General features: G+C 34.7%; 24 protein-coding genes, 1 riboswitch and 1 other annotated feature. Of the genes, 6 read left to right on the forward strand and 18 right to left on the reverse strand.

The window, feature by feature from the left end; all coding sequences use genetic code 11:
* Nucleotides 1-23: 23 nt before the first annotated feature.
* Both NST14_RS25900 and NST14_RS25905 read right to left on the reverse strand, forming a co-directional pair.
* Nucleotides 24-863 (reverse strand): aldo/keto reductase, encoded by an 840-nt coding sequence (locus NST14_RS25900; protein WP_000793541.1) that lies wholly within the window; start codon nt 861-863, stop codon nt 24-26.
* A 16-nt stretch (nt 864-879) separates the two neighbouring features.
* Nucleotides 880-2,043: an MFS transporter gene (locus NST14_RS25905; protein WP_163262942.1), complete on the reverse strand. Its 1,164-nt coding sequence runs from the start codon at nt 2,041-2,043 to the stop codon at nt 880-882.
* 372 nt (nt 2,044-2,415) lie between these two features.
* Between NST14_RS25905 and NST14_RS25910 the strand changes: the two genes are divergently transcribed.
* From NST14_RS25910 to NST14_RS25920, 3 genes are all read left to right on the forward strand, one after another.
* On the forward strand, nt 2,416-2,760 hold the full coding sequence (locus NST14_RS25910; protein WP_000816344.1) for a winged helix-turn-helix transcriptional regulator: 345 nt from the start codon (nt 2,416-2,418) through the stop codon (nt 2,758-2,760).
* 435 nt (nt 2,761-3,195) lie between these two features.
* Complete coding sequence (locus tag NST14_RS25915) at nt 3,196-3,636, forward strand: DUF1641 domain-containing protein (RefSeq protein WP_001115309.1); 441 nt, start codon at nt 3,196-3,198, stop codon at nt 3,634-3,636.
* A gap of 44 nt (nt 3,637-3,680) precedes the next feature.
* Entirely contained in the window at nt 3,681-4,859 is a 1,179-nt protein-coding gene (locus NST14_RS25920) for an NAD(P)/FAD-dependent oxidoreductase (RefSeq protein ID WP_000043204.1), read from the forward strand.
* Nucleotides 4,860-5,167: 308 nt separating this feature from the next.
* Here NST14_RS25920 and tyrS read toward each other — a convergent pair whose 3' ends face one another.
* The 5 genes from tyrS to NST14_RS25945 form a co-directional block, all read right to left on the reverse strand.
* Nucleotides 5,168-6,427, reverse strand: coding sequence for a tyrosine--tRNA ligase (gene tyrS, locus NST14_RS25925; protein ID WP_229143379.1), 1,260 nt, complete (start codon nt 6,425-6,427; stop codon nt 5,168-5,170).
* 51 nt (nt 6,428-6,478) lie between these two features.
* Nucleotides 6,479-6,694: a binding site (T-box leader), on the reverse strand.
* Between the two features lie 96 nt (nt 6,695-6,790).
* Nucleotides 6,791-7,708 carry a UDP-N-acetylmuramate dehydrogenase gene (murB, locus tag NST14_RS25930; protein ID WP_229143378.1) on the reverse strand — a complete coding sequence of 306 codons (918 nt, stop codon included), beginning with the start codon at nt 7,706-7,708 and terminating at the stop codon, nt 6,791-6,793.
* Nucleotides 7,709-8,096: 388 nt separating this feature from the next.
* Nucleotides 8,097-8,492, reverse strand: a complete 396-nt coding sequence (locus NST14_RS25935) for an SET domain-containing protein (RefSeq protein ID WP_000573649.1) — start codon at nt 8,490-8,492, stop codon at nt 8,097-8,099.
* Between the two features lie 166 nt (nt 8,493-8,658).
* Complete coding sequence (locus tag NST14_RS25940) at nt 8,659-10,161, reverse strand: DUF4077 domain-containing protein (RefSeq protein ID WP_229143377.1); 1,503 nt, start codon at nt 10,159-10,161, stop codon at nt 8,659-8,661.
* Nucleotides 10,162-10,186: 25 nt separating this feature from the next.
* Complete coding sequence (locus NST14_RS25945; protein ID WP_109631400.1) at nt 10,187-11,245, reverse strand: endonuclease/exonuclease/phosphatase family protein; 1,059 nt, start codon at nt 11,243-11,245, stop codon at nt 10,187-10,189.
* 217 nt (nt 11,246-11,462) lie between these two features.
* Nucleotides 11,463-11,522: riboswitch (Fluoride riboswitch) on the forward strand.
* 52 nt (nt 11,523-11,574) lie between these two features.
* Here NST14_RS25945 and crcB (NST14_RS25950) point away from each other — a divergent pair.
* Together crcB (NST14_RS25950) and crcB (NST14_RS25955) are read left to right on the forward strand one after the other, a co-directional pair.
* Nucleotides 11,575-11,979: a fluoride efflux transporter CrcB gene (crcB, locus tag NST14_RS25950; RefSeq protein WP_000639336.1), complete on the forward strand. Its 405-nt coding sequence runs from the start codon at nt 11,575-11,577 to the stop codon at nt 11,977-11,979.
* Nucleotides 11,976-12,332 (forward strand): fluoride efflux transporter CrcB, encoded by a 357-nt coding sequence (gene crcB, locus NST14_RS25955; protein ID WP_061536033.1) that lies wholly within the window; start codon nt 11,976-11,978, stop codon nt 12,330-12,332. The genes crcB (NST14_RS25950) and crcB (NST14_RS25955) overlap by 4 nt, the downstream gene beginning before the upstream one ends.
* A gap of 32 nt (nt 12,333-12,364) precedes the next feature.
* Here the strand turns inward: crcB (NST14_RS25955) and NST14_RS25960 are convergent, their stop codons facing one another.
* The 4 genes from NST14_RS25960 to NST14_RS25975 all read right to left on the reverse strand — a co-directional run bounded on the left by NST14_RS25960 (nt 12,365) and on the right by NST14_RS25975 (nt 14,779).
* Entirely contained in the window at nt 12,365-12,604 is a 240-nt protein-coding gene (locus NST14_RS25960; protein ID WP_033671843.1) for a DUF3947 family protein, read from the reverse strand.
* Nucleotides 12,605-12,707: 103 nt separating this feature from the next.
* The gene (gene speG, locus NST14_RS25965; RefSeq protein ID WP_001071086.1) at nt 12,708-13,223 is read right to left on the reverse strand and encodes a spermidine N1-acetyltransferase; all 516 of its coding nucleotides are present in this window, start codon (nt 13,221-13,223) and stop codon (nt 12,708-12,710) included.
* 142 nt (nt 13,224-13,365) lie between these two features.
* A complete protein-coding gene (gene psiE, locus NST14_RS25970) occupies nt 13,366-13,770 on the reverse strand; it encodes a phosphate-starvation-inducible protein PsiE (protein ID WP_000834703.1) in 405 nt (134 codons plus the stop codon).
* Nucleotides 13,771-13,819: 49 nt separating this feature from the next.
* Nucleotides 13,820-14,779, reverse strand: a complete 960-nt coding sequence (locus NST14_RS25975; RefSeq protein WP_061185445.1) for a nuclease-related domain-containing protein — start codon at nt 14,777-14,779, stop codon at nt 13,820-13,822.
* A gap of 423 nt (nt 14,780-15,202) precedes the next feature.
* Here NST14_RS25975 and NST14_RS25980 point away from each other — a divergent pair, with 423 nt between their 5' ends.
* Complete coding sequence (locus tag NST14_RS25980) at nt 15,203-16,168, forward strand: DUF4822 domain-containing protein (protein ID WP_341119243.1); 966 nt, start codon at nt 15,203-15,205, stop codon at nt 16,166-16,168.
* A gap of 219 nt (nt 16,169-16,387) precedes the next feature.
* On the opposite strand, the gene NST14_RS25985 is transcribed toward NST14_RS25980, so the two are convergent.
* The 7 genes from NST14_RS25985 to NST14_RS26015 form a co-directional block, all read right to left on the reverse strand.
* Entirely contained in the window at nt 16,388-17,140 is a 753-nt protein-coding gene (locus tag NST14_RS25985; protein ID WP_000590067.1) for an iron ABC transporter ATP-binding protein, read from the reverse strand.
* Nucleotides 17,137-18,201, reverse strand: a complete 1,065-nt coding sequence (locus NST14_RS25990; protein WP_229143375.1) for an iron chelate uptake ABC transporter family permease subunit — start codon at nt 18,199-18,201, stop codon at nt 17,137-17,139. The genes NST14_RS25985 and NST14_RS25990 overlap by 4 nt, the downstream gene beginning before the upstream one ends.
* Nucleotides 18,198-19,214: an ABC transporter permease gene (locus NST14_RS25995; protein WP_000041817.1), complete on the reverse strand. Its 1,017-nt coding sequence runs from the start codon at nt 19,212-19,214 to the stop codon at nt 18,198-18,200. Before NST14_RS25995 ends, NST14_RS25990 begins: the two co-directional genes overlap by 4 nt.
* A gap of 19 nt (nt 19,215-19,233) precedes the next feature.
* Nucleotides 19,234-20,247: a siderophore ABC transporter substrate-binding protein gene (locus tag NST14_RS26000; RefSeq protein WP_000753431.1), complete on the reverse strand. Its 1,014-nt coding sequence runs from the start codon at nt 20,245-20,247 to the stop codon at nt 19,234-19,236.
* A 346-nt stretch (nt 20,248-20,593) separates the two neighbouring features.
* Nucleotides 20,594-21,271: a response regulator transcription factor gene (locus NST14_RS26005; protein ID WP_001250243.1), complete on the reverse strand. Its 678-nt coding sequence runs from the start codon at nt 21,269-21,271 to the stop codon at nt 20,594-20,596.
* Nucleotides 21,272-21,543: 272 nt separating this feature from the next.
* Entirely contained in the window at nt 21,544-22,569 is a 1,026-nt protein-coding gene (locus NST14_RS26010; protein ID WP_229143373.1) for a sensor histidine kinase, read from the reverse strand.
* Nucleotides 22,566-23,237 carry a response regulator transcription factor gene (locus tag NST14_RS26015; protein WP_086707183.1) on the reverse strand — a complete coding sequence of 224 codons (672 nt, stop codon included), beginning with the start codon at nt 23,235-23,237 and terminating at the stop codon, nt 22,566-22,568. The genes NST14_RS26010 and NST14_RS26015 overlap by 4 nt, the downstream gene beginning before the upstream one ends.
* Nucleotides 23,238-23,268: the final 31 nt, after the last annotated feature.

The raw sequence follows: 23,268 nt of genomic DNA on the forward strand, positions 1-23,268 counted from the left end.
CACTCTTCTTTCTTACCCTAATCTTAGAAATCGAAGTTATCAGGATCTGGACCAACGCGGTGATTTTGGTTTAACGCATCGATTTTTTCCATATCTTCTTTCGTTAATTCAAAGTTAAATACATCAGCATTTGCAATGATACGGTGTTCTTTCGTTGATTTTGGAATTGTAATTACTCCATTTTGAAGATCCCAACGTAAAATCACTTGCGCTGTTGTTTTGCCGTGTTTCTCAGCAATCTCTTGTAATGTTTCGTTATCTAATAATTGACCTTGCATTAATGGTGACCATGCTTCCATTTGAATACCTTGTTCTTTACAGAAAGCTTGTAGTTCTTTTTGTGTTAAACGAGGGTGGTATTCTACTTGGTTAATCATTGGTTTAATTTCTGCATCTTTCATTACATCTTGTAAGTGATGGATTTGGAAGTTACTTACACCAATTGCACGTACGCGCTTTTCTTTATAAAGTGTTTCTAACGCTCTCCACGTATCTTTATATTTTCCTTCTGAAGGCCAGTGAACAAGATATAAATCTAAATAATCTAGTCCTAATTTTTTTAGACTCTCTTCGTATGCAGCGATTGTTGTTTCATATCCTTGGTCTGCGTTCCACACTTTTGAAGTGATGAATAAATCTTCTCTTGAAATACCAGTTGCTTCGATACCTGCACGGATTCCTTCACCTACAGCTTTTTCATTTCCGTAAATTGCAGCTGTATCGATGCTGCGGTATCCTGCTTTAATCGCTGATTTTACAGCTTCTACAAGTTCTGGTCCTTCTTCTACTTTAAATACACCTAAACCGAACCAAGGCATTTCTACACCGTTATTTAATACTGCTTTACTTTGTAAGTTTTTCATTTTATTTTCTCTCCTTTTATTTTACTTGATCTCTTTTTTCTAATGTCATGCTCCACGCTGTTAAAATCACAGCGGCTACTACCATAAGACCGCCTACCCAAGCAGTATGGATTAATCCTAACGAATTCGTTACAAGGCCACCTATATAAGAACCTAAAGCGATTCCTCCGTTAAATGCGGCAATATTAATTGCTGAAGCAACATCAACCGCACTCGGAACAAAGCGCTCTGCCAATATAACTACATATACTTGTAGCCCCGGAACATTCATAAATGCGAATAGTCCCATGAAAATAATTGTGATTAATCCAGCTACTTTAAATGGCGCTGTAAATGTTAAAACAAATAATATAATCGCTTGAATTAAGAACATGTAAAATAGCGCTCGAATCGGATTATGATTCGATAATTTTCCGCCAACCATATTCCCTATCGCAATTGCAATTCCATACACTAATAAAATGATGGTAACGGTACTCGCTTCAAATCCTGTTACTTCTTGTAATAGAGGTGATAAATACGTAAATGTTACGAATGTACCGCCGTATCCAAGTGCAGTAATAATGAAAACAAGTAACAGTCTTCCATTTTTAATTAGTTTGAATTGATCACGAAATGATACAGGTACACCATTTTTTAAATTAGATGGGACGAGTATACTGTTTGCGATAAAAGCAATAATTCCAATTACGACAATCGCCATAAATGACGCTCTCCAGCCAAATTGTTGACCGATAAACGTTCCAATTGGTACACCTGTAATAGTCGCAACTGTTAATCCAGTAAACATAATCGCAATGGCGCTAGCACGTTTATTCTCTGGGACGATTGCAGCCGCAATTGTAGATCCTATCGACATAAACACACCATGTGCAAACGCAGATACAACCCTTGCGATAATTAATATAGTGAAACTTGTTGCTACTGCCGCGATCCCATTACCAATAATGAAAATAACCATAATCCACATTAATAATGTCTTTCTCGACATACTAGCCGTTAGCGCTGTTAAAACAGGAGCTCCTACTGCCGCACCTAATGCGTATAGGGAAACAGTTAAACCAGCTGTTGTAACAGAAACATTTAAATCTTTTGAAATAGATGGTAATAAACCGACACTAATAAACTCGGTCGTACCAATCCCGAACGCACTAATTGCTAGTGCTAATAAAGCAAACATACTTCTTCGATTCGTCTGAACTTCCGAAGATGGTACTGTATATGAACTCAATTGAATTCCTCCTTATTACAAGAAATCCAATCATAATAGTGCGATAAAAAGGCCCTTTTATCTTCTAAAAAAATATTTAATCTCTACAAATGCTATTATGAATGGTTTCATTCTTTTTTTGAAGAACGCACTTTAAAGTACGATAGGCACCAAAAAGTAACATAGTCACTTTTCAGTACCGTACTACTCATTTGCCTCTTACATGTGCTATTATGAAACATATTTAACATGATAAAAAGTACGTACTTTAAAGTGCTATAGGTACTAAAAAGTAACATTTGTATGATTTAACTTATTTTACTCACAATGGGAGGGTTTCATATGAAGCAATACAATATTCCTGTAGAGGCAACTTTAGAAGTTATCGGCGGCAAATGGAAAGTTGTTATCCTTTGTCACTTAACGAAAGGTACAAAGAGAACGAGTGAATTAAAACGCTCAATGCCTGGTATTACACAAAAAATGTTAACACAACAATTACGTGAATTAGAAGACGACGGCGTTATTCAAAGAAAAGTATACAACCAAGTCCCACCAAAAGTAGAATATTCTCTTACTGATTACGGCTGGTCTTTAGAATCCATTCTTGATTCTCTTTGTTCTTGGGGCGAATGCCATCTTGAAAAAGAAGGTAAGACATCGATGCTAATTGCGGAAGGCGAATAATAGGAAAAAGGAAAAAACGAACATGAATTTGTTCATTTTTTCCTTTTTTTCTTATTATATATGTACATTTCTAATTGAAACAAAATATTTTATACGCTTTCATACCTTGTCAGTACTACGTTATACGCTCGATATGAAATAATTAGGAATCATTTTTATGTTAACATAGGTGTATATAGTATATAATATAGGATATATATTATATACACTTTCCGGTAACGGAGCTTTTCCATTATGCGGACAAGCCATATATCGGACAGTTCATAAATAATAAGTAAGACGTTATGGTTTTAGATTTATGTTTGCAGCTTACTTGCTGTCATAAATTTAAAGGCATTTTATTGTGTTTTGTGAAACTTTGTATAAAGTTTCGTAACCGTTTACTATCTTACTTATCAAAAATAAGAGTATTGCTATCGTAAAGGAGAATTGGAGATGCCAGAAACTATGACTCAAACAAAGCCAGAACAAGAAACTGTACAAATTTCTGCTAGCCAAGGACAACTTGATGTACTTGATCAGTTGTTAAAACCTGAGGTACAAGAATCATTAACAACACTAGTAGAACAGCTTCCAAAGCTAACTGAGCTTGTTAACATTTTAACTAAGTCTTATGACTTCGCTCAAACTGTTGCTACTGATGAAGTATTAAAAAGCGACACTGTTGGTGCAATCACAGAGCTTGTAGAACCTGTAAAAGATACAGTGAAAAGCATGGCTGCTACTGCAATCGAAGCGAAAGATCGTGCTGACGAAAGCAACGAAGTTATCGGCCTATTCGGTCTTTTAAAATTACTAAAAGATCCACAAGCACAAAAAATGTTCCGCTTTGTGAACGCATATCTTCAAATTAGTGCAGAACGTAACAATAAATAAGTTAACTTATAACAACAATTAGTAAAGACGGGGGATATCATACTATGTCAAAACAAATTGTCATCTTAGGCGCTGGTTATGGCGGTCTTCTTGCCGCTTTAAACGTACGTAAATATTACAGCAAATCAGAAGCACAAGTTACAGTGATTAACCAATACCCAACACACCAAATCATCACTGAACTACACCGCCTTGCAGCTGGTAACGTGTCTGAGCAAGCAGTTGCAATGCCACTTACAAAGCTTTTCAAAGGTAAAGACATCGATCTAAAAATCGCAACAGTTGAGTCATTCTCAGTTGATAGCAAAGAAATTAAACTAGCTGGCGGCACTACTTTATCTTACGATGCACTTGTAGTTGCTTTAGGAAGTAAAACTGCTTACTTCGGTATTCCAGGACTAGAAGAAAACAGCATGGTATTAAAATCTGCTGCTGATGCAAACAAAATCTACAAACACGTTGAAGATCGTATTCGTGAATACGCGAAAACGAAAAACGAAGCTGATGCTACAATCGTAATCGGTGGTGGCGGATTAACTGGCGTTGAGCTAGTTGGTGAGCTTGCTGACATTATGCCTAAACTTGCAAAAAGCCACGGCGTAAATCCAAAAGAAGTTAAACTTCTTCTTGTTGAAGCAGGTCCAAAAATCCTTCCAGTATTACCAGACCACTTAATCGAACGTGCAACTACTAGCCTAGAAGCACGCGGCGTTACATTCTTAACTGGTCTTCCTGTAACAAACGTTGCTGGCAATGAAATCGACTTAAAAGACGGTCAAAAACTTGTTGCTAACACATTCGTTTGGACGGGCGGCGTTCAAGGTAACCCACTAATCGGTGAATCAGGTCTTGAAGTAAACCGTGGTCGTGCAACAGTTGATGCATACCTACAATCTACTTCTCACAAAAACGTATTCGTTGCTGGAGACAGCGCTGTTGTCTTCGCTCCAGACGGACGTCCATACCCACCAACTGCACAAATCGCTTGGCAAATGGGTGAGTTAATTGGATACAACTTATACGCAGCACTAGAAGGCAAAGCATTCGAAGAGTTCGCACCTGTAAACTCTGGAACACTTGCTAGTCTAGGACGTAAAGATGCGGTTGCTACAATCGGAGCAAGCAATACTCCACTTAAAGGCTTACCAGCATCATTAATGAAAGAAGCAAGTAACGTTCGTTACTTATCACACATTAAAGGTCTATTCAGCTTAGCTTACTAATCTGAATATAAGCCCGAATCATGCCCTGCATGGTTCGGGCTATTTTTATCCGTAATTTTCTCTAACTTATTTATTCGGCAAAAAAATTATATACCCTTTAAATTTATCTAAATATACTGACTTTTTATAATGAAAGCTGTCCCGTTCGGAACAGCTCTTATTGTCGCTTTTTGTCAGTAAATCGATATATCGGGGAAATCGCTGATATATTCGGATTTGCGCTGATATATTTTGAAAATCGCCGATATGTTTCGAGTTACGGTCGATATATTCAAAAAATCGCCGATATAACTTTTAAACCTTCTTCATTATCCTAACTTCACAAGGCTGTAGTTCTTCTTCCCTTTACGAATAATAATAAATCGTCCATCAAATGAATTCTCTACCGTAACATCCGTACCTACATCCGTTACTTTTTCGCCATTCATAGAAATAGCTCCGTTATTAATATCTTCACGCGCTTGTCGTCTAGATGGTTCAATTCCTAAATCAACTAGCCATTCTACGATGTTTTTCGTCTCTTTTGAAGACTGGAATGTTGGCATTTCTTTAAAGCCTTGCTCAATTTCATCAGCTGTTAACGATTTAATATCTCCGCTAAATAACGCTGCTGTAATTTTCACAGCTTGCAGCAATGCTTCCTCTCCATGAACGAATTTCGTCATTTCTTCCGCTAATACTTTTTGCGCTTCACGTTTATGAGGCTCTGTTTCTACCTTCACTGCCAATTCATCGATGCGCTCTTTCGTTAAGAATGTAAAGTATTTCAAGTATTTAACGACATCACGATCATCTGTATTCACCCAGAACTGGTAAAACTCAAATGGTGTTGTTTTTTCAGGATCAAGCCAAACTGCACCACCTGCTGATTTACCAAACTTCGTACCATCTGATTTCAATAATAACGGAATCGTCAATCCAAATACTTTTGCTTCGTGCCCTTCTAACTTACGAATTAAATCTAAGCCACTCGTAATATTTCCCCATTGGTCACTACCGCCAATTTGCAATTGAACATCCTCTTTCATGTATAAATGATGGAAGTCCATCGCTTGCAAAATTTGGTACGTAAATTCTGTGAAAGAAATTCCTGTATCTAAACGACTTGCTACGATATCTTTTGCTAACATGCTATTAATGCTAAAGTTTTTCCCGTAATCACGTAAAAACTCAATAATATTTATTTCATGTGTCCAGTCGTAGTTATTTACCATCTTTACTTCGCTATTTCCGCCAAAATCAAATAGCTTTTTCATTTGCGCTGTTAACGCATCCACATTATGTTGAACTACTTCTAACGTTTGAAGTTGGCGCTCTGATTGACGCCCACTCGGATCACCGATTGTTCCTGTTGCTCCGCCAATTAAAATAACTGGATGATGGCCAGCTAACTGGAATCTTTTCATCATCATAAACGGAATCAAATGTCCGATATGCATACTATCACCAGTCGGATCAACTCCGCAGTATAGCGAAATCTTTTTCTCTTCTACTAGCTTACGTAAACCTTCTGCGTCAGTCTGTTGATTAATGGCGCCGCGCCATTCTAATTCATCAATAATGTTCATCTTTTGTCATCCCCTTTATTTTTTAAAAACAAAAAGTCCCTATGTCTATGACATAGGGACGATGATTCACCGTGTTACCACCCAGTTTGTATAAATAGCATAGCTACTCATACCACTCTTAGCAATAATATCGATTGCCAATCCGCTTAGCATTACCTAAGATACTCCAGAGTGTAATTCGCAAATTTGTTTGTGCTAGGTTCCAGCATCCCCTAGCTCTCTCGTTAACAGTGACAAACTGCTACTGGGCTCTTTCAACGTATGTTATTTGTTAAATTATTAGCCATTATATTGAATTGAAAACAAATTGTCAACAATACCCAAATATTATTTTAAAATAATTCGCAGTTTCATACGTATATGTTATTCTTTATCTTCTCCAATAATCCTTACTTCACGCTCTAACTTCACGCCAAATTTCTCTTCAACTGTTTTTTGTACGAAGTGAATTAAATCGATGTAATCTTGTGCTGTTCCGTTATCAACATTCACCATAAATCCAGCATGTTTTAGAGAAACTTCTACTCCACCAATTCGCTTACCTTGTAACCCTGAGTCTTGAATCAATTTACCAGCAAAGTTATTTGGTGGGCGTTTAAATACACTACCACATGAAGGATATTCTAGAGGCTGTTTTGACTCACGTTTAAACGTTAAATCATCCATTTTTGCTTTAATTTCTTCATGTACACCTTCTTCAAGTTCAAATCTCGCTTCAAGAATAATGTAATGGTTGTTCGCAAATACACTCTTACGATATCCAAATTCAAATGCTTCTTTCGTCAAAGTACGTAGCTCTCCATCACCTGTCATTACGACAGCTTCTGTTAATACAAACGAAATCTCACCGCCGTATGCACCTGCATTCATATATAATGCTCCGCCAACTGAACCTGGAATACCACAAGCAAACTCAAGCCCTGTTAAGTTATGTTCTAATGCAATACGTGATACATCAATAATTGCTGCACCGCACTGTGCTACAATCGTCGTTCCTGTTACAGTAACACCTGTAATATGAATTAAACTTACTGTAATCCCGCGAATTCCACCATCTTTAATAATAACATTCGATCCATTTCCTAAAAACGTAACTGGAATATTATATTTGTTCGCATATTTAATAACTTCTTGAATTTCATCATAATTTGTCGGCGCAACGAACACATCTGCTTTTCCACCAACTTTAATATGCGTATGATTCTTTAACATTTCATCTTGTTTCACATGACCTTCAGGCAATACCGTACTTAAATATTCATAAACCTCTTGCATATTCATTTTACGATTCCTCTATTTCTATATTCTTTTTATCCCGTTATACGGGCCCATAATATCCCCACATACATGAACGAACTTAAAGTGGTGGATACAGTGTACCCAAAATCAATTCGAGACACCTATTAACCTCTTAATTTATAAGAGGTGCCACTCATATTAAAATATATATTGCATAATAAAGCAACCCAAATGGGCTACTAAACTTGACATGTCATCAGAAAGACAACAATTTGTAAAATATATTACTTTTTCAAAACACTACCCTTCAGTATCTTACTATACCACACGAAAATAAAGTGGTATTTTTTTGTAATCTTTACTTTATTTTCATCAACAAAAAAGATGCTTTTACATAGGTAAAGGCATCTTTTTCATTACTTATTTTAAATTACTTTTCGTTCTCTTCTTTTTCTTTATCAAACCATAACAGTTCATCGTTATCCACTTCACCATTATAATTGATTAAGATTTCTTCTCCTGCTTTTATATCTTTATAAGCATAGAAGTTAAATGTATGATTCTCAAAGACAATATCATACGTCGCATTCGGTGTATATGAATGATTGAATAACATGCCGTATCCTAAAAGGATTGCCGTATGATTAATCCCATACTCAAATGCGTAGTCAGCAAGTAATGTTTTCTCAATGTGTTCATGCTGTTCATTCGGATAAGAGATAACTGGCGCTGCGTGTATCAACTCACCTTTTTTAATATCACGAGTTGCAAATACACCTCTATTAAATTCTCCATCACTAAGTTCAGAAGTCTTAACTTCGATCATATACGTCACCTATTTAATTCTTTCTTTGAAGTATTTTAATTCCGCTATTAGCTGAATTTCATCTTCTTAAGCTTGGCAGAAAACGAGCAGAAAAGCAATTAAAATCCGAGCAAGTCTTCGTTTAAATGAAAAAAGGGCACAAACGTTGTGCCCTTTTTAAGTGATATTACTTTTCTAAAATATCTTCTAACAATTTCACTTGCTCGCTAACAGTATGTAATGTCTTCACAGATGTATCATTTCGATGTTTTTCTTCTTCCACACTTGCTAACACTTCTTCTGTAGCCGCAGAAGTTTGCTGTATTACATTGGAAGCATGTGTAACATCCTTTACGATATTCGTCGTTTTAACTTGGAAACTTTCTTGATGACCAACGATTTCCCTCATTACATCATTAATTTCATCAATAAATTTCCCTAAATCCGTTACATTTGTTAAAACACTTACTAACATTTCATTACATTCTTCTTGTACTCTTTCTGATTTCTCTACCTGCACTTCTACCTTACTTGCTTGATTACTAAAATCCTTCAAAATCCCTTGAATTCTTCCCGCAGAACGATTCGATTCTTCTGCAAGCTTTAATACTTCATTCGCTACAATCGCAAATCCTTTCCCATGCTCACCTGCTCTTGCAGCTTCAATATTTGCATTTAAAGCTAGCAAACTCGTCTGACTTGAAATATTCGTTATTACATCTACAATTTCATTAATTTGTTTCGATTGCATCATTAAATCTCTAAATATAACTCCTGATTGTGAAACAACATCATTTAAACTTTTCATATTTACTTCAAAGTTTCTTAAAGTATGTACACTACCCTTTGAAATTTCTAAGCTTTCATCAATACGAATCGATGCATTTCTTACTTGAGAAATAATTTGTTCAATATTTCCCTCCATATCATTCAATACTTCTACCGAACGATGCATCATCTCTGATTGTGATTGCGTACCAACTGCTACCTCTTCAAAAGCGAAATTGATTTCACTCATTGACTCCATCGATGTATTCATATTTTGTCTTAAATAATTGAAATTATGATCTAGTTTTACAACCGTTTCCTCAATAAGTCTTTGCGTTTCTTCTAATTCCTGAGCTTTTCTCATTACTTCTTGCTTCTCATCACTTAAACGAGCTAGCAAGTTAGAACCAATTTTCGTGACGCTCCACATAGCGATTGTTACGATTGCTAACAAGCTTGCGAAATTTGCAGCTTCAGATGCAGCTGTATAAGCAAAAAATTGCTCTGGCCAATAACTACAAAGAATAAATGTGATTACAACTGCCACTCCGCCTAGAATTACAACGAGACGTTCACTTAAATAAATAAGTGAAACGGCTAGTGTAAAATAGACCATTTGAAATACAGCTGGGCTTTCATTAAAAGCTTGTACCATAATGAAAGACATCATAAGTAACATAAATGTCATGATATATTTATACGTCGTTTCCATGCTTTTTATAAAAGTAAGAAGTGTTCCAAATACAACGACAGAAATGCCACAAACCCAAAACGCGATTGCTCTCTCTGTAAAAATATATCCGTAATACCCAATTGCGATGATTCCAAGGAAGAAACTACAAATCGTAATAAACAGTAATAAATGATTTTTCTGTGATTCTTTCTCAAGGTTAGAAAAACAAGTTTTCTTTAACCATTCCATATATAGTCCCACCTTCTGCACTTAATTACTTCAGCTTAAATACCGCACTCACTGGGTTATGATCACTATTTTCAAACTTTAAATCTTTTCCTTGCACATTTACAATCTCAACATTCGGTGAAACGATAAAGCCATCAATAATCGTGACGAAGTTTTCACCTTCTACATATTTCTTCACATCGTCTCTCACTGTCATAACAGACGGGTCTACAGCCCATTTAAAGCCACCATCAGTAAAGTCCTTCGGTAACTCTACTAACCACTCAGGACGCTCCTTCACAAACTTCGGATCACTTAATTGAACGTCAGAAACTAATTGATTCCAATCTCCGCCCATTATTACGTAATCACCATTTTTATAATGCTTGTTCATATATTCTTTTAAAAACTCTACTTGCTGTTTTCTAATTTTCCCGCCTTCATCGTACGCAGACAAATGTAAGTTTACAAGTCTAACATGCTTTCCATTATTAACAGGGATTGTATGTTCAACAATCGCCCGATCTAAATCAAATAAACGCTTCGGCCAAGGCTCCATTCCAGGAAGCTGGAGTCTCTTCGCTTCTTGGACAGTGTATTTAGAAAACGTACTTAACCCAGCCTCCGCATATCCCATTGGATTTGTTATTGGCACTGGAACCCATTTCGTATCGTAGTTCTTGCCAAATGACGAAACATAATCAGGTAATCCTTTTTTCAAAAATTCATGTTCATTCACATCAAATGATCGAAGTGATTTTATATCAACTTCTTGTAGTAGCGCAAAATCACTATTCTCATTTTGTAAAAACGAAAGCATATTCTTTAGGTTAACTTCCGTTTGCTCTTTACTACTTGAACCAGATCCCTTTCCCCCATCCATAAAGAAATCTTGCTCCTGATCTAATCCAGCATATCCAATATTAAATGTTGTAACTTTAAATTCATTTCCTGTCGCTAATACGCGCTCTTTATTATTTTCCACCTTCAAACTTACACTATCCGCAGGCTGTTCTTTAGTAAGTGTCATATACCCTAAAAAAACACCTACAACTCCCAATGCTACTAAAATACATATAAGTACTATTTTTAATAACTTCTTCAAATAAACGCCCCTTTTCTAAAACACACAACTTAATTTTCCTTATTTTCAGTTAACTAAAACCGAATGACAGACATAACAAATATTTTATCATATCAAAAACCTTATATCACTATATTTAGTTTATAAACAATAACTCTTGCTCTTACATTATCAAAAATACAAAATCCCCTAACTCCTTCACTGGAAATCAAGCGCAATGTTTAGTACACTATATGTAATAATCATAGGCGATGGAGTTCGCCATAAACGCTGCTTAGCTAATGACTCCTACCAGTATCTACTGGTAGGAGTCTATTTTTTTGAGCAAGCTATTTAAAGAGGTGAGAAAATTGATTTATATTATCGTCGGCATTGCCGGTATATTAGGGGCCCTTTCTCGTTATTATTTAGGTCTTACGATTCATGAATCTTGGCATTATACATTTCCACTAGCTACATTACTGATTAACTTAGTCGGCTGCTTCTTATTAGCGTGGCTGACTACGTATATCGCTAAGCTCAACATCTTATCTTCAGATGTAATCACAGGCATCGGGACAGGATTCATTGGTTCTTTTACGACGTTTTCAACATTTAGTGTAGAAACTATTCAATTGATCAATCATTCCGAGTGGAGCATAGCCTTCTTATATGTATCATGCAGCATACTTGGTGGCCTCATTATGTCTGGACTTGGCTATACACTAGGTAATTTCTTACTTAAGAAACATCTTACGGAAGGTGATCACTTATGATGGAAGCTTTATTAGTCGCAACAGGGGGATTTTTCGGTGCGATTACGCGATTTGCAATTAGCAATTGGTTTAAAAAAAGAAATAAAACTTCCTTTCCAATTGCTACATTTCTCATTAATATAACAGGAGCGTTTTTACTCGGATATATAATTGGCAACGGAGTCACTACAGGTTGGCAATTATTATTAGGTACTGGATTTATGGGTGCATTCACAACATTCTCGACGTTTAAACTAGAATCTGTTCAGCTTCTCAATCGTAAAAGCTTTAGCACATTCCTTTTATATTTAAGCGCTACTTACATAGTTGGTATCCTCTTCGCATTCCTTGGAATGCAGCTAGGCGGAATATAAAAAAGAAAGCGACTCTTATCAGTCGCTTTCTTTCATAAGAAATAAGTCCCACCATATGGAATGGAAAAGAAACTAGCTGGATACACATCATAATTCACACTTTGCATCGGAAATTGTGAGTATGGCATATACTGTCCTTGCATCATTTGTGCCAAATATGCTTGTTGCTGCATTTGAATCGCTTGATTCATAGCATGAATGGTCTCCTGCGCCCCAGCGAGCGTAATAGCTGCTCCCACTTGTCTACCACTATAAAAATAATGATTCATTATGATTCAACTCACTTATTATTTTTCTTCCATATCGTATGTTTCTATTTCATGGTGAGTGTTTTATTTCAATTAACGGATTCCCTACTATAGCTCTTCCAAACGGTTATTTTGTGCCAAAGTATGCCTTTTGGAACATACACATTCTTATCGCATTATGATAGTTACCGTCAACGAAAAACTCGTCTAACAGTTCACCTTCTACCATAAATCCAACCTTTTTATAAACATGTACCGCTTTTTCATTTTCCTTATCCACCACTAAATAAATCTTATGCATATTTAATACAGAAAAAGCATAATCCATCGCTAAACGCGTCGCTTCCGCTGCATAACCATATCCTTGATAATTTGGATCAATAATAATTTGGAATTCTGTTCTACGGTGAATATAATCGATTTCCACTAACTCGACTAATCCAACCATTTCATTGTCTTTTTCAACGATAAATCGGCGTTCACTTTGATCATGTATATGTTTATCGTATAAGTCTTGTAGCTCCACAAATGCCTCATACGGCTCTTCAAACCAATATGACATAATATGTGCATTATTATTAAGTTCGTGTACAAACTTTAAATCTTCTCGCTCTAATGGACGCAATTTCAATTCCTGATTCATTTCTATAACCTCCAAGTAAAAGAAACCTCTTCACTTAATTTCTCAATTTTTTTCAATTTCAAACGCCCTAATTTTATTGTAAACCTTTAAGTAACTTGAAGGTCAAGATGTAAAAAAGTAGTGCAAACTTATGTCTGCGCTACTACTCTTTTCTCAAATCTCTCATATTTGATATGTATAAAGCGATAACTAAAATAAGAATTGCTCCTGCGTATAATAACGTCTCCATCGGTTCCTCATGAGACACAATAATTAATCGAATTAACGCCGTAATTCCGATATAAATGAAATAACGTAACGGGAAATGATAATTCGATTTAAAATACTTAATGATTAATGCTATGAACTCGAAGTATAAGAAATAGACGATGATACTTTCAACTAATTTATATGACGTATACTTCTTCGCTGAAAATATGTATTGAATAAAAGTAATCGTCTCATTAATTAAAAAGATAGATAAGACAATGGATAATATAATTAGCGCTATATTTAATATCCACTGTAAAACACTCGCGATAAAATGATCAATATTGAATGATTTCATTTTCTCATTAAACTCCCCTTCGTATAAGTACTTATTCATTATAGCAAAATTATAATTGGAGGTGGGTTAAATCATAGGTTCGTCCTTTGTTGGTGCCGGTGTGTGGGATGTTCATTGTTTGGAGGAGTCTTTTGACAGTCGCACTCGATTGAACGTTAAGAAATTTCTTCAACTGCATATTTGTACAAGTGTCACCAATAAGAAGTACGTAATCTTTTAAAGCAAATTCATGCGCCACTTTAGAGATAGCTTTACAGTTCGAACAATACCAGCCTTTTTTCAATTTAAACATTGGTAGTACAGAACATACCTCACATTGTACACCGTGTAACAACTCTTCTTTTTTAATTTTAAATTGTTCAAGAATATTTTGCCGTAATGGAGCATGGTTGGCTACTATTTGACGAATAAGAATATCTACATTTTTTATAGCTTTTTTCTTATATTTACTCTCAAACCATTTGATTTTATTAGGTAAATTTGCACTGTGGATAATTGTATTAAGGAGATTATCATCTGAAGCTTTAATAATAGTTCGGGGGTTACTAATCACAACAAGTGATTCAATTGGAAAACGAGAAAATCCATTTAGACTTAACCATTTCCTAAGCTGTTCCTCTTGTCTTTTCACTTGTAGAATTGGATCTGGAAAGCCTTCTGAATTTCCCTCTGATATTCTAATAAGTTGATTAAACTTTGAATCAAATAGTAACGTACCTGCTATATTTTTTATTTCGAGGAAAAGAAGAAAATATGCTGAAATGATAATCGTATCAATTTGAAAATGGTAATTTTGATCAAACAACCTTATATCGTGCAAAATACGATATTTTTCCTCCGAGAGAAAACTTAGCGGATAATTAATAGCTTGTTCACCTTTATAACCAGCCTTATGCTTCGCTAAACTTTCTACAATCATATCTCGTTTCGGATGATGAGCTGGTAATCGCCTAAATAACGCTTCTAATTGCCGTAAATAAATCGACATTTGCCGTTCTTTCACAATCATCTTTAGCCCTCCCCAAAATATATCGACGATTTTTCAAATATATCGACGATAACTCACAATATATCAACGATTTTTTCATTATATCGACGATTCGACATAGAATATCGACTTACCGACAAAAAACGACACAACATACACACATAAAATCCTATACACAGTATAGCATCACATCTAAAATCGCACTGTAAACATAATATGAATCCGCCCATTTAATTACGCCGTTTTTCAAAATGAGAGATTTACATTCACCTCATGTAAAAGACCTTTTTATAAGTATGAAAAAATTTTAGGAATTAGTTTATCTTTTTTTAATGTTTTATTTAGAGGCAGTTTATACTCGAGTATTAACATAATAAACGTAGTAACTATTACTATAATCACAAACCGTACAACTTACATTTATAAAATGAGGAGACGATAAAAATGAATAAAAAAACGAAAGCACTATCATCTATATTGCTCGGACTCACAATCGCACTAACAGGGTGCGTTGGTACGAAAGCCGAAGAAAATCATAGTAAGCCGAAACAAGAACAAGCTGCTAAAGAAACAAAAAAGGAAAACAAGTTAACGAAAGGCCAAAAAATGGCTAACATTCTTAGCGACACAAATTGGCAAGGTACACGAGTATTAGATAAAGATAAAAATGACTTAACAAAAGAAAATGCAAACTTCATTGGTCTTGCAAAATATGATGCAAAGTCTGGAAGATATGAATTTTTTGATGCTAAAACAGGTGCAAGTCGTGGCGATAAAGGAACTTTCTTTATCACAAATGATGGGAAGAAGAGAATATTAATTTCAGAATCAATGAAATATCAAGCTGTTGTTGATATGACAAAGCTAAATAAGAATATATTTACTTATAAACGAATGGGGAAAGATGCTAACGGTAAAGATGTAGAAGTTTTCGTTGAACATGTTCCATATAAAGAAAAAGAGCTTTCTTTCACTGATCCGGACAAGCAGCTGAACACGACTACAGGCGATATCGTTAAAAACGTTGATGGAGATAAGATTTTAGGTGGAACCCTTTGGCACGGAACAAAAGTATTAGATGAAACTGGTAATGACGTAACACAATTTAATTCGAATTTTATAAGTCTAGCAAAATTCGATGACAAGTCTAATAAATATGAGTTCTTCAATGGCGAAACAGGCCAAAGCCGCGGTGACTATGGCTACTTCGATGTGTTGCACGAAAATAAAATAAGAGCTCATGTTTCAATTGGAAATAATAAATATGGTGCGGCTCTTGAACTTACTGAACTAAATAATAAGAAATTTACTTATAAAAGAACTGGTAAAGACCAAGCAGGGAAAGACATCACTGTATTTGTTGAACATGAACCTTATACAGGTGATATGAAACCAAAATTTAGTTTTTAATTTGTTTGATTAAAAATCTATATTTGATATTTAGAACATGAAGAAGCATAAGCTGACCAAAACGGTCAGCTTATGCTTCTTTTTACATGTAACAACCACTACAGCTCTTCAATTACCTTCGTTAGCTTTTGAAGCGCTGATAAAAGGTTTGTTAATTCTTCTGATAAAAAAACTGCTGCCTATAAAATATAGACAGCAGCTACAGTATACATTTTATAACTAATAAACAGCGATCGGCCCATAAGGACCATTAATAATCTCTATTTTTGTTTCAAAAATATCTGTCAAAAGTGTTGAGTCCATAACTTCTTCTACTGTTCCAAAAGCAGCAATTTGTCCATCTTTCATCGCACAAATTTTATCAGAGTATTTGGCTGCAAAATTTATGTCATGCATAACAGTCAAAATTGTTCTTCCAAATTCATTAGCCGCACGTCTCAAATGCTCCATCATTTGAACAGATCGAGCAACATCAAGGTTGTTCAGCGGCTCATCCAAAAGTACATATTCAGTCTCTTGGCACAATACCATCGCTACATATGCCCTTTGTCTTTGACCACCAGAAAGCTCATCTAAATATCTATTCTCTAAATTAGTTAAATCTAGGAAGTCGATATATTTAGAAATAATAACTTCATCCTCTTTCGTTAATCTTCCCTTTGAATAAGGAAAGCGCCCAAATCCAACTAATTGTCTAACCGTAAGCCTCGTTACAAAATGATTTTCTTGTCGCAATATAGTTAAAACTTTTGCTAAGTCTTTTGATTTGGATTCAGAAACATCCATATTTGCTACCTGGATTTGCCCTTCGTCCATATCTAAAAGTCTACCAATCATCAAAAGTGTCGTTGACTTTCCAGCCCCATTCGGTCCAATTAAAGAAGTAAAGCCCGCTTTTGGTATTTCAATATCCAAAGGTCCTATTTTTACCTTATCCGTATAGAACTTTTTAACATTATCAATTTTTATCATAAAGCCCTCTTCCTTAAAACTATAGTTAAGAATATAATTCCACCAAATAATTCAATAATAACTGAAACTACACCTTGAGCATGGAATACATGATACATTAAAAAATATGCGCTCGTCATTATTAAAAATCCGATTGCAAAAGCCATTGGGAAAATATATCTATGATCATAAGTTGACGCCGCCTGATAACTCAAAGTCGCTACTAAAAAGCCGTAGAAAGTAAGTGGCCCAATTAGAGCTGTTGAAATAGACATTAAAATAGCTACTAATACAAGCGTATAAATTACACTAGGTTGATATTTAACTCCAAAGGAAGTAGCAACATCTTTTCCTAGTGACAAAACGTTCAAATTCTTAGAATGAGCAAAAATTAATACTGCTACAATTATGATCATCGGAATTACAACCGGAAAATAAGCCGGATCTGCATGATTAACAGAACCAAATAATCTTGCTTGTAAAATATCAAATTCTGAAGGCGCAAGTAATTTTCTCATGAAAGTTGACACAGAATTTAGCCCGGTACCAATAATAATTCCCACTAAAAGCATAAGTTGTAAATTCCCGTATTTACCGGAAAGTAGCCATCCATAAAGTATCAAACTCATGAAGACCATAACAACGACTTGAAATAAAAATGATCCAATTCCATTAAAATTGATCAATGCACTAACACCAAAGAAGAATACTGTACTCGTTTGAATTGCTGAATAAAGTGATTCGAAACCTAAAAGTGACGGAGTAATAATCTTATTATTCGTAATGGATTGGAAAGCAACTGTCGACAAGCTATGGCAAACAGCTGCAATAATCATTGCAACAATAGCTACTATCCTTCTCTTAACAACTGGGATAAAAGAAGGTGAATCTATCGGAACTGGATTGTTATACACTAAAAGTCCATATGAAGAAAGAAGGCCTAAACCAATCAATGTGATTAGTAAAATCCAATAACGTCTTGCTTCTTTCTTAGAACGAAAAGCGCTAGCTGATCTACTTTCATTATGAAGGCTAGAATCGATTTCGACATTTTCTTTATTTTTATATTCTAATGTGATCATCGTAGCCTCCTTGGTTTTCTTTGTCTCAATAAAATAGTAATAAACACAACTGCTCCCACTGTTGCAAGTATTAAAGAAACAGGTAGTTCAAACGGCTTTATAATTGTTCGAGAAATGATGTCACAAGCAGTTATTGTCCCCATTCCGATCACACAAACCCAAGGTAAATTACTCCTAAGATCATCACCTCTAAACATAGAAACAATATTTGGCACAATTAACCCTAAGAAAGGTAAGTGCCCAATAACAGCTGCAACAATTCCAACTGCAACAGAGATAAGAGCGGTCCCAAAAAGAACAATTCTATTGTAATTAACGCCAAGGCTTGTTGCGACATCTTCTCCTAATCCAGCTAAAGTCAATCTATTCGCGTACATAAAAATAAGCAAAGTAATGATAACTATCAGCCATAAATATTCATATCTTCCTACCTGAATGTTAGCAAATGAACCTACAAACCAAGTTTCAATACTTTGCGTCATTTGAAAAAGAAGTCCCATAAAAGTAGACACTGCAGAAATAACTGCTCCAAGCATCAATCCAATAATCGGGACAATTAAAGACGAACGAAGCTTAACTCTTCTTAAAAATAGAAAGAAAATCATAGTTCCTATAAAAGAAAAAATGATTGCACCAGTCATTCTTTGAACTAACGTCGGGGAAGGAAACAATAAATACACAAAAAGCAGGCCTAAGCCTGACCATTCAATAGTCCCCGTTGTAGTAGGTTCAACAAAGCGATTCTGTGTAATGAGTTGCATGACAAGTCCTGCCATCGCCATCGCAGCTCCAGTAAGCATTAATGCAGCTGTTCTCGGAACGCGAGTGATGAAAAACATCTCTGTTCCGTCCTCTTGTCCACGTATATCATAAACTCCAGTAAACAGTGATATAATCCCTAAAATTACAACAATTATAATCGCTATTATAAAAGGTTTTGTCCATAATTTATTGTGATTATAAAACTGGGGTTGAGAAATATTCTCAACCCTAGAAATTATATTTTTTGACACTGTTTCGTACTCCTTTACACTACTTAGCTAAAGTTTTTGCCATATTTCCAAATAACTCTATATAAGTTTGAATTGATTCATTTGTGTAAGTATCTTCTGGTGCATAAATAACTTGTTTCTTAGAAACAGCAGTTGTGTTTTGAAGAGCAGGTGATTTAGAAATAACATCCTTAGCAGGTGTTGACTTAGCTGCATCAGATGTTGCAGCATCACGATCTAATACAAAAATCCAATCAGGATTTGTTTGTGCAATAGCTTCAACAGAAACGTCATCACCTTTATGACCTGCAGTAGAATTAGAAACTTCTAACGCTGGAGTCCAACCGAAAATTTCATACATTGGTCCCCAAACACGACCAGAGTGCGGCGCAGCAAAGCCAATATTACCACCAGTAACGATAACACTCATAACTTTATCTTTTCCGTTATAAGCAGATTTTGCTTTTTCAATAGATTTATCGAAATCAGCTACTAATTGTTTAGCTTCTTTATCTTTATTAAAGATTTTTCCTAAAGTAATTGTAGAATCTTTAAGTCCTTTTACTAAGTTTTCTCCAGGCTTAGTAGCTTTCTCAGAAACATCAAAATTAAGATCAATAACAGCTGCATTTGGCACTAATTTTTTGATTTCTTCGTAATGATCAGCAAATCTTTGACCAACAATTACAAGGTCAGGGTTTGCAGCGGCAATAATTTCAAGATTTGGTTCACGGTGATTCCCAATATTTTGAACTTTTTCATCCTTTTTATATGCTGAATCAGCAGGCATAATATCCTTTGGAGCAGCTGCTAATTTAATTCCCCAATCAGCTAAAGTTTCAAACGTTCTATTATCTAAAGCAACTACATTCTTTGGATTTACAGGAACAGTAACTTTTCCATGCGCATCAGTGATTTCAACCGTTTTTGGCTTATCACTACCATTATCTTTAGTAGCCTTCGAAGTTTCTTTACCTGAATCTGAGCAAGCTACTAACATTAAAGTGAAAATTGCTAGAATACTTACTAATTTTAAAAGCATAGTTTTTTTCATACGTATACTCCTTATTATGTAATTTATTTCGAAAATGATGACTTCCAAAGATTGAATTAGATAATAACTGCTATTCACCTAAATCAATATTGATAATCATTTTCATTTGAATATCCTGTAAATAAGTATAGTCATTAATTATGTGAAAATCTTGTGAATGGTGTGAGTTAATAAAATTAAAAATAAATTTGATACGGTCTCAACTAATGCGCAGCAGATCCATCCCCCACACCTTATAAAACATGGTTTTTACTGCAAAAAAATAACTATTTCCTGATAGCAATCTTCTTTTTATAGTTTCTGTCTTTTCATATTTCACAGAAACTACTTTATGATCTTATTTTTATCATTCAACCATTGAATAGCCTCTGCCATGTATTGTTTGAATATATCTATTTTTCTTCTCACACTTTAACTTTTTTCTTACATACCCAATATATAAGTCTACTACATTTGGATTTACGACTACGTTATGTCCCCAAACTTGGTTCAAAAGCATTTCACGGCTCAATATTGTATTTTTATTCTTGATTAAAAATACAAGTAAATCGTACTCACGCTTCGTAAGCGAGAGATTTTTACCACCTTTTTTCACAATATTGCTAGATGCATCAACAAAGAGATCTTTAAACTGATAAAAGGTTATCTCATTTTGCTGGTTACAGTTACTTCTCCTTAGAATAGCTTGCACCCTTGCTACTAATTCTTCTTTCGCAAATGGTTTTCTTATATAATCATCAGCTCCAGCTTGTAACCCTGCTACGCAATCCTTGCTAGAAATATTGTCGGTCACAATAATGATGGGTGTCATTTTAACAAGTCGTATTTTCCTGCAAATTTCTGGTCCAGATATACTTAATGAATCCCAATCTAATATAATAATATCCCAATCTTGTTCATATGCTATATTTAAACCTTCGTTTTCATTGTGAAGTTTTAAAATGAAATGGCCTTCTTCCGTTAAACCGCTTACGATTTTCTTTGCTAAAGACCGTTCATTTTTAATTACTAACACCTGCCTCACCGATGGTTCACCTCTACTTCAATATAACTTAGTTACATAAAAAATTATTTAAGATTTATAAATATTAAACCCCTAAAAAATCCATTAAAACAGTTTATTAGGAGAACTCTATATAATCTTACAATAGGTATAGATAGAAACACAAAACATATTAAGATTTGAATAAAATGAATTTTCAATTTAGCTCAATCGGACTTTTACAGACATCTCGGCAGATAATAGGATAAAAGAAAATATAACAAAAGCACTTATCCATAGAATAAGTGCTTTTGTTATGTTTTCGCGATTGTATGATATTGATTTCCTTTAGGGAAATGTATAGTCACTTTTGTATATTCATTCTCCTTCGATTCGATAGAAATATCATGCCCTAATTTATGAGATAAACGTTTCGCTAAATATAACCCTAATCCCGTTGACTTCGTATGGACTCTCCCGTTCGCTCCTGTAAAACCACGCTCAAATACACGCCCAATATCTTCAAGCTTAATACCAATTCCATTATCTTGAATAATGAGTCGCTTTTCTGCTTTGTCTTCTTCCCCAATAAACTTAATTTCTCCATGCGAATCAGTATACTTCAATGCATTTGCCACAATCTGATCGACAATAAAAGATAACCATTTTGTATCACTCTCTACTAAAAGTTGCAAGTTTGTGCGTTCAAATTGAATGCGTTTTGAAATAAATGTCTTAGCATATTTCTTCATACTAGCACCCGTAATCGCCTCTAGAGAAACTTCTTGAATGAAATAATCTTTTGAGAAGGAATCAAGCCGTGAATAATACAAAGCTTGTTCAACAAAGTGATCTATTTTTCCTAACTCATCTTCTAATTTATCAATTAAAATATCCGCTGGTTTGTTGCTACGCATCAATAGTTGACTAGCAGCAATCGGTATCTTAACTTCATGAATCCAAGACATAATAAAATCATGATATTCTTTCTTTTCCTCATGCAATACGTACATTTTCTCTTGTTGCTCTAAATACAGTTTTTTTAATATATCTGTATACATTTCCTGTTCATATGTGTGTGGATTTGGAATTGCAATAACTGTATCCTGCTCTAAATGAAGAGCAATATGAAGTTCTTTATAAAATCTTTTATGATAAAAATATCCGATTATAAGATAGATAAGAATAAAAATTGCACTTACAACATTGATATATATAAGATTTGCTTTTGTATTACTTAATCCCTCACTTAAATAAATCATGGTAGAAATAAATAACATAATCAAAAAGTACAGAAGCATAAAATAACGGCGTTCTTTTATGTAACGAAAAATACTCATGTAATAATGTAACCTTGCCCTTTCTTCGTATGGATAAACTCCTCTTTTCCAAGTTCGGCAAGCTTCTTCCTTACACGAGCGACGTTTACTGTTAATGTATTATCATCAACAAAACTTTCATTTTCCCAGAGTTTACGCATAATATTATCTCGACTTACAATCGATCCTATATTCTGCATTAATATCTGTAAAATTTTAAACTCATTTTTTGTTAATTCCAATATTTGATTATGATAGGTTACTTCCCCGCTCTGTAAATTTAATACGACCCCTTCATATTCAACAACATTTGTTTCAGTTTGTGTATAAGAATATGTACGTCTCATAAGAGCCTGAATTTTAGCCACTAAAACATCTGTATAAAATGGTTTCTGTACAAAATCATCTCCTCCCATATTCATGGCCATTACCATATCCATAGGATTATCACGAGATGACAAGAAAATAATTGGTACTTTCGATACTTCACGAATTTTTCTACACCAATAAAATCCATCAAAATAAGGAAGATTAATATCAAGTAAAACAAGTTGCGGAGATTGAGCTAAAAAATCGTTTAAAATATGTTCAAAGTTTGTACTCGTCCATACTTCAAATCCCCATTTCCCTAACTCATCGGCCACTGTTTCACGAATGGTTGGTTCATCTTCAACTAATAAAACTTTCATAAAAAGTTTGCCTCCTAGTACTATTTTAACC

The organism is Bacillus sp. FSL W8-0519, from assembly GCF_038005585.1.
In the GTDB taxonomy this organism is placed as follows: domain Bacteria; phylum Bacillota; class Bacilli; order Bacillales; family Bacillaceae_G; genus Bacillus_A; species Bacillus_A paranthracis.

Excerpts from the sequence above, each read along its gene's own strand:
- NST14_RS25900 (WP_000793541.1), bottom strand. The coding sequence starts at position 863 with ATGAAAAACTTACAAAGTAAAGCAGTATTAAATAACGGTGTAGAAATG.
- NST14_RS25905 (WP_163262942.1), bottom strand. The coding sequence starts at position 2,043 with ATGTTTGCTTTATTAGCACTAGCAATTAGTGCGTTCGGGATTGGTACG.
- NST14_RS25910 (WP_000816344.1), top strand. The coding sequence starts at position 2,416 with ATGAAGCAATACAATATTCCTGTAGAGGCAACTTTAGAAGTTATCGGC.
- NST14_RS25915 (WP_001115309.1), top strand. The coding sequence starts at position 3,196 with ATGCCAGAAACTATGACTCAAACAAAGCCAGAACAAGAAACTGTACAA.
- NST14_RS25920 (WP_000043204.1), top strand. The coding sequence starts at position 3,681 with ATGTCAAAACAAATTGTCATCTTAGGCGCTGGTTATGGCGGTCTTCTT.
- tyrS (WP_229143379.1), bottom strand. The coding sequence starts at position 6,427 with ATGAACATTATTGATGAATTAGAATGGCGCGGCGCCATTAATCAACAG.
- murB (WP_229143378.1), bottom strand. The coding sequence starts at position 7,708 with ATGAATATGCAAGAGGTTTATGAATATTTAAGTACGGTATTGCCTGAA.
- NST14_RS25935 (WP_000573649.1), bottom strand. The coding sequence starts at position 8,492 with ATGATCGAAGTTAAGACTTCTGAACTTAGTGATGGAGAATTTAATAGA.
- NST14_RS25940 (WP_229143377.1), bottom strand. The coding sequence starts at position 10,161 with ATGGAATGGTTAAAGAAAACTTGTTTTTCTAACCTTGAGAAAGAATCA.
- crcB (WP_061536033.1), top strand. The coding sequence starts at position 11,976 with ATGATGGAAGCTTTATTAGTCGCAACAGGGGGATTTTTCGGTGCGATT.
- speG (WP_001071086.1), bottom strand. The coding sequence starts at position 13,223 with ATGAATCAGGAATTGAAATTGCGTCCATTAGAGCGAGAAGATTTAAAG.
- psiE (WP_000834703.1), bottom strand. The coding sequence starts at position 13,770 with ATGAAATCATTCAATATTGATCATTTTATCGCGAGTGTTTTACAGTGG.
- NST14_RS25975 (WP_061185445.1), bottom strand. The coding sequence starts at position 14,779 with ATGATTGTGAAAGAACGGCAAATGTCGATTTATTTACGGCAATTAGAA.
- NST14_RS25980 (WP_341119243.1), top strand. The coding sequence starts at position 15,203 with ATGAATAAAAAAACGAAAGCACTATCATCTATATTGCTCGGACTCACA.
- NST14_RS25985 (WP_000590067.1), bottom strand. The coding sequence starts at position 17,140 with ATGATAAAAATTGATAATGTTAAAAAGTTCTATACGGATAAGGTAAAA.
- NST14_RS25990 (WP_229143375.1), bottom strand. The coding sequence starts at position 18,201 with ATGATCACATTAGAATATAAAAATAAAGAAAATGTCGAAATCGATTCT.
- NST14_RS26000 (WP_000753431.1), bottom strand. The coding sequence starts at position 20,247 with ATGAAAAAAACTATGCTTTTAAAATTAGTAAGTATTCTAGCAATTTTC.
- NST14_RS26010 (WP_229143373.1), bottom strand. The coding sequence starts at position 22,569 with ATGAGTATTTTTCGTTACATAAAAGAACGCCGTTATTTTATGCTTCTG.
- NST14_RS26015 (WP_086707183.1), bottom strand. The coding sequence starts at position 23,237 with ATGAAAGTTTTATTAGTTGAAGATGAACCAACCATTCGTGAAACAGTG.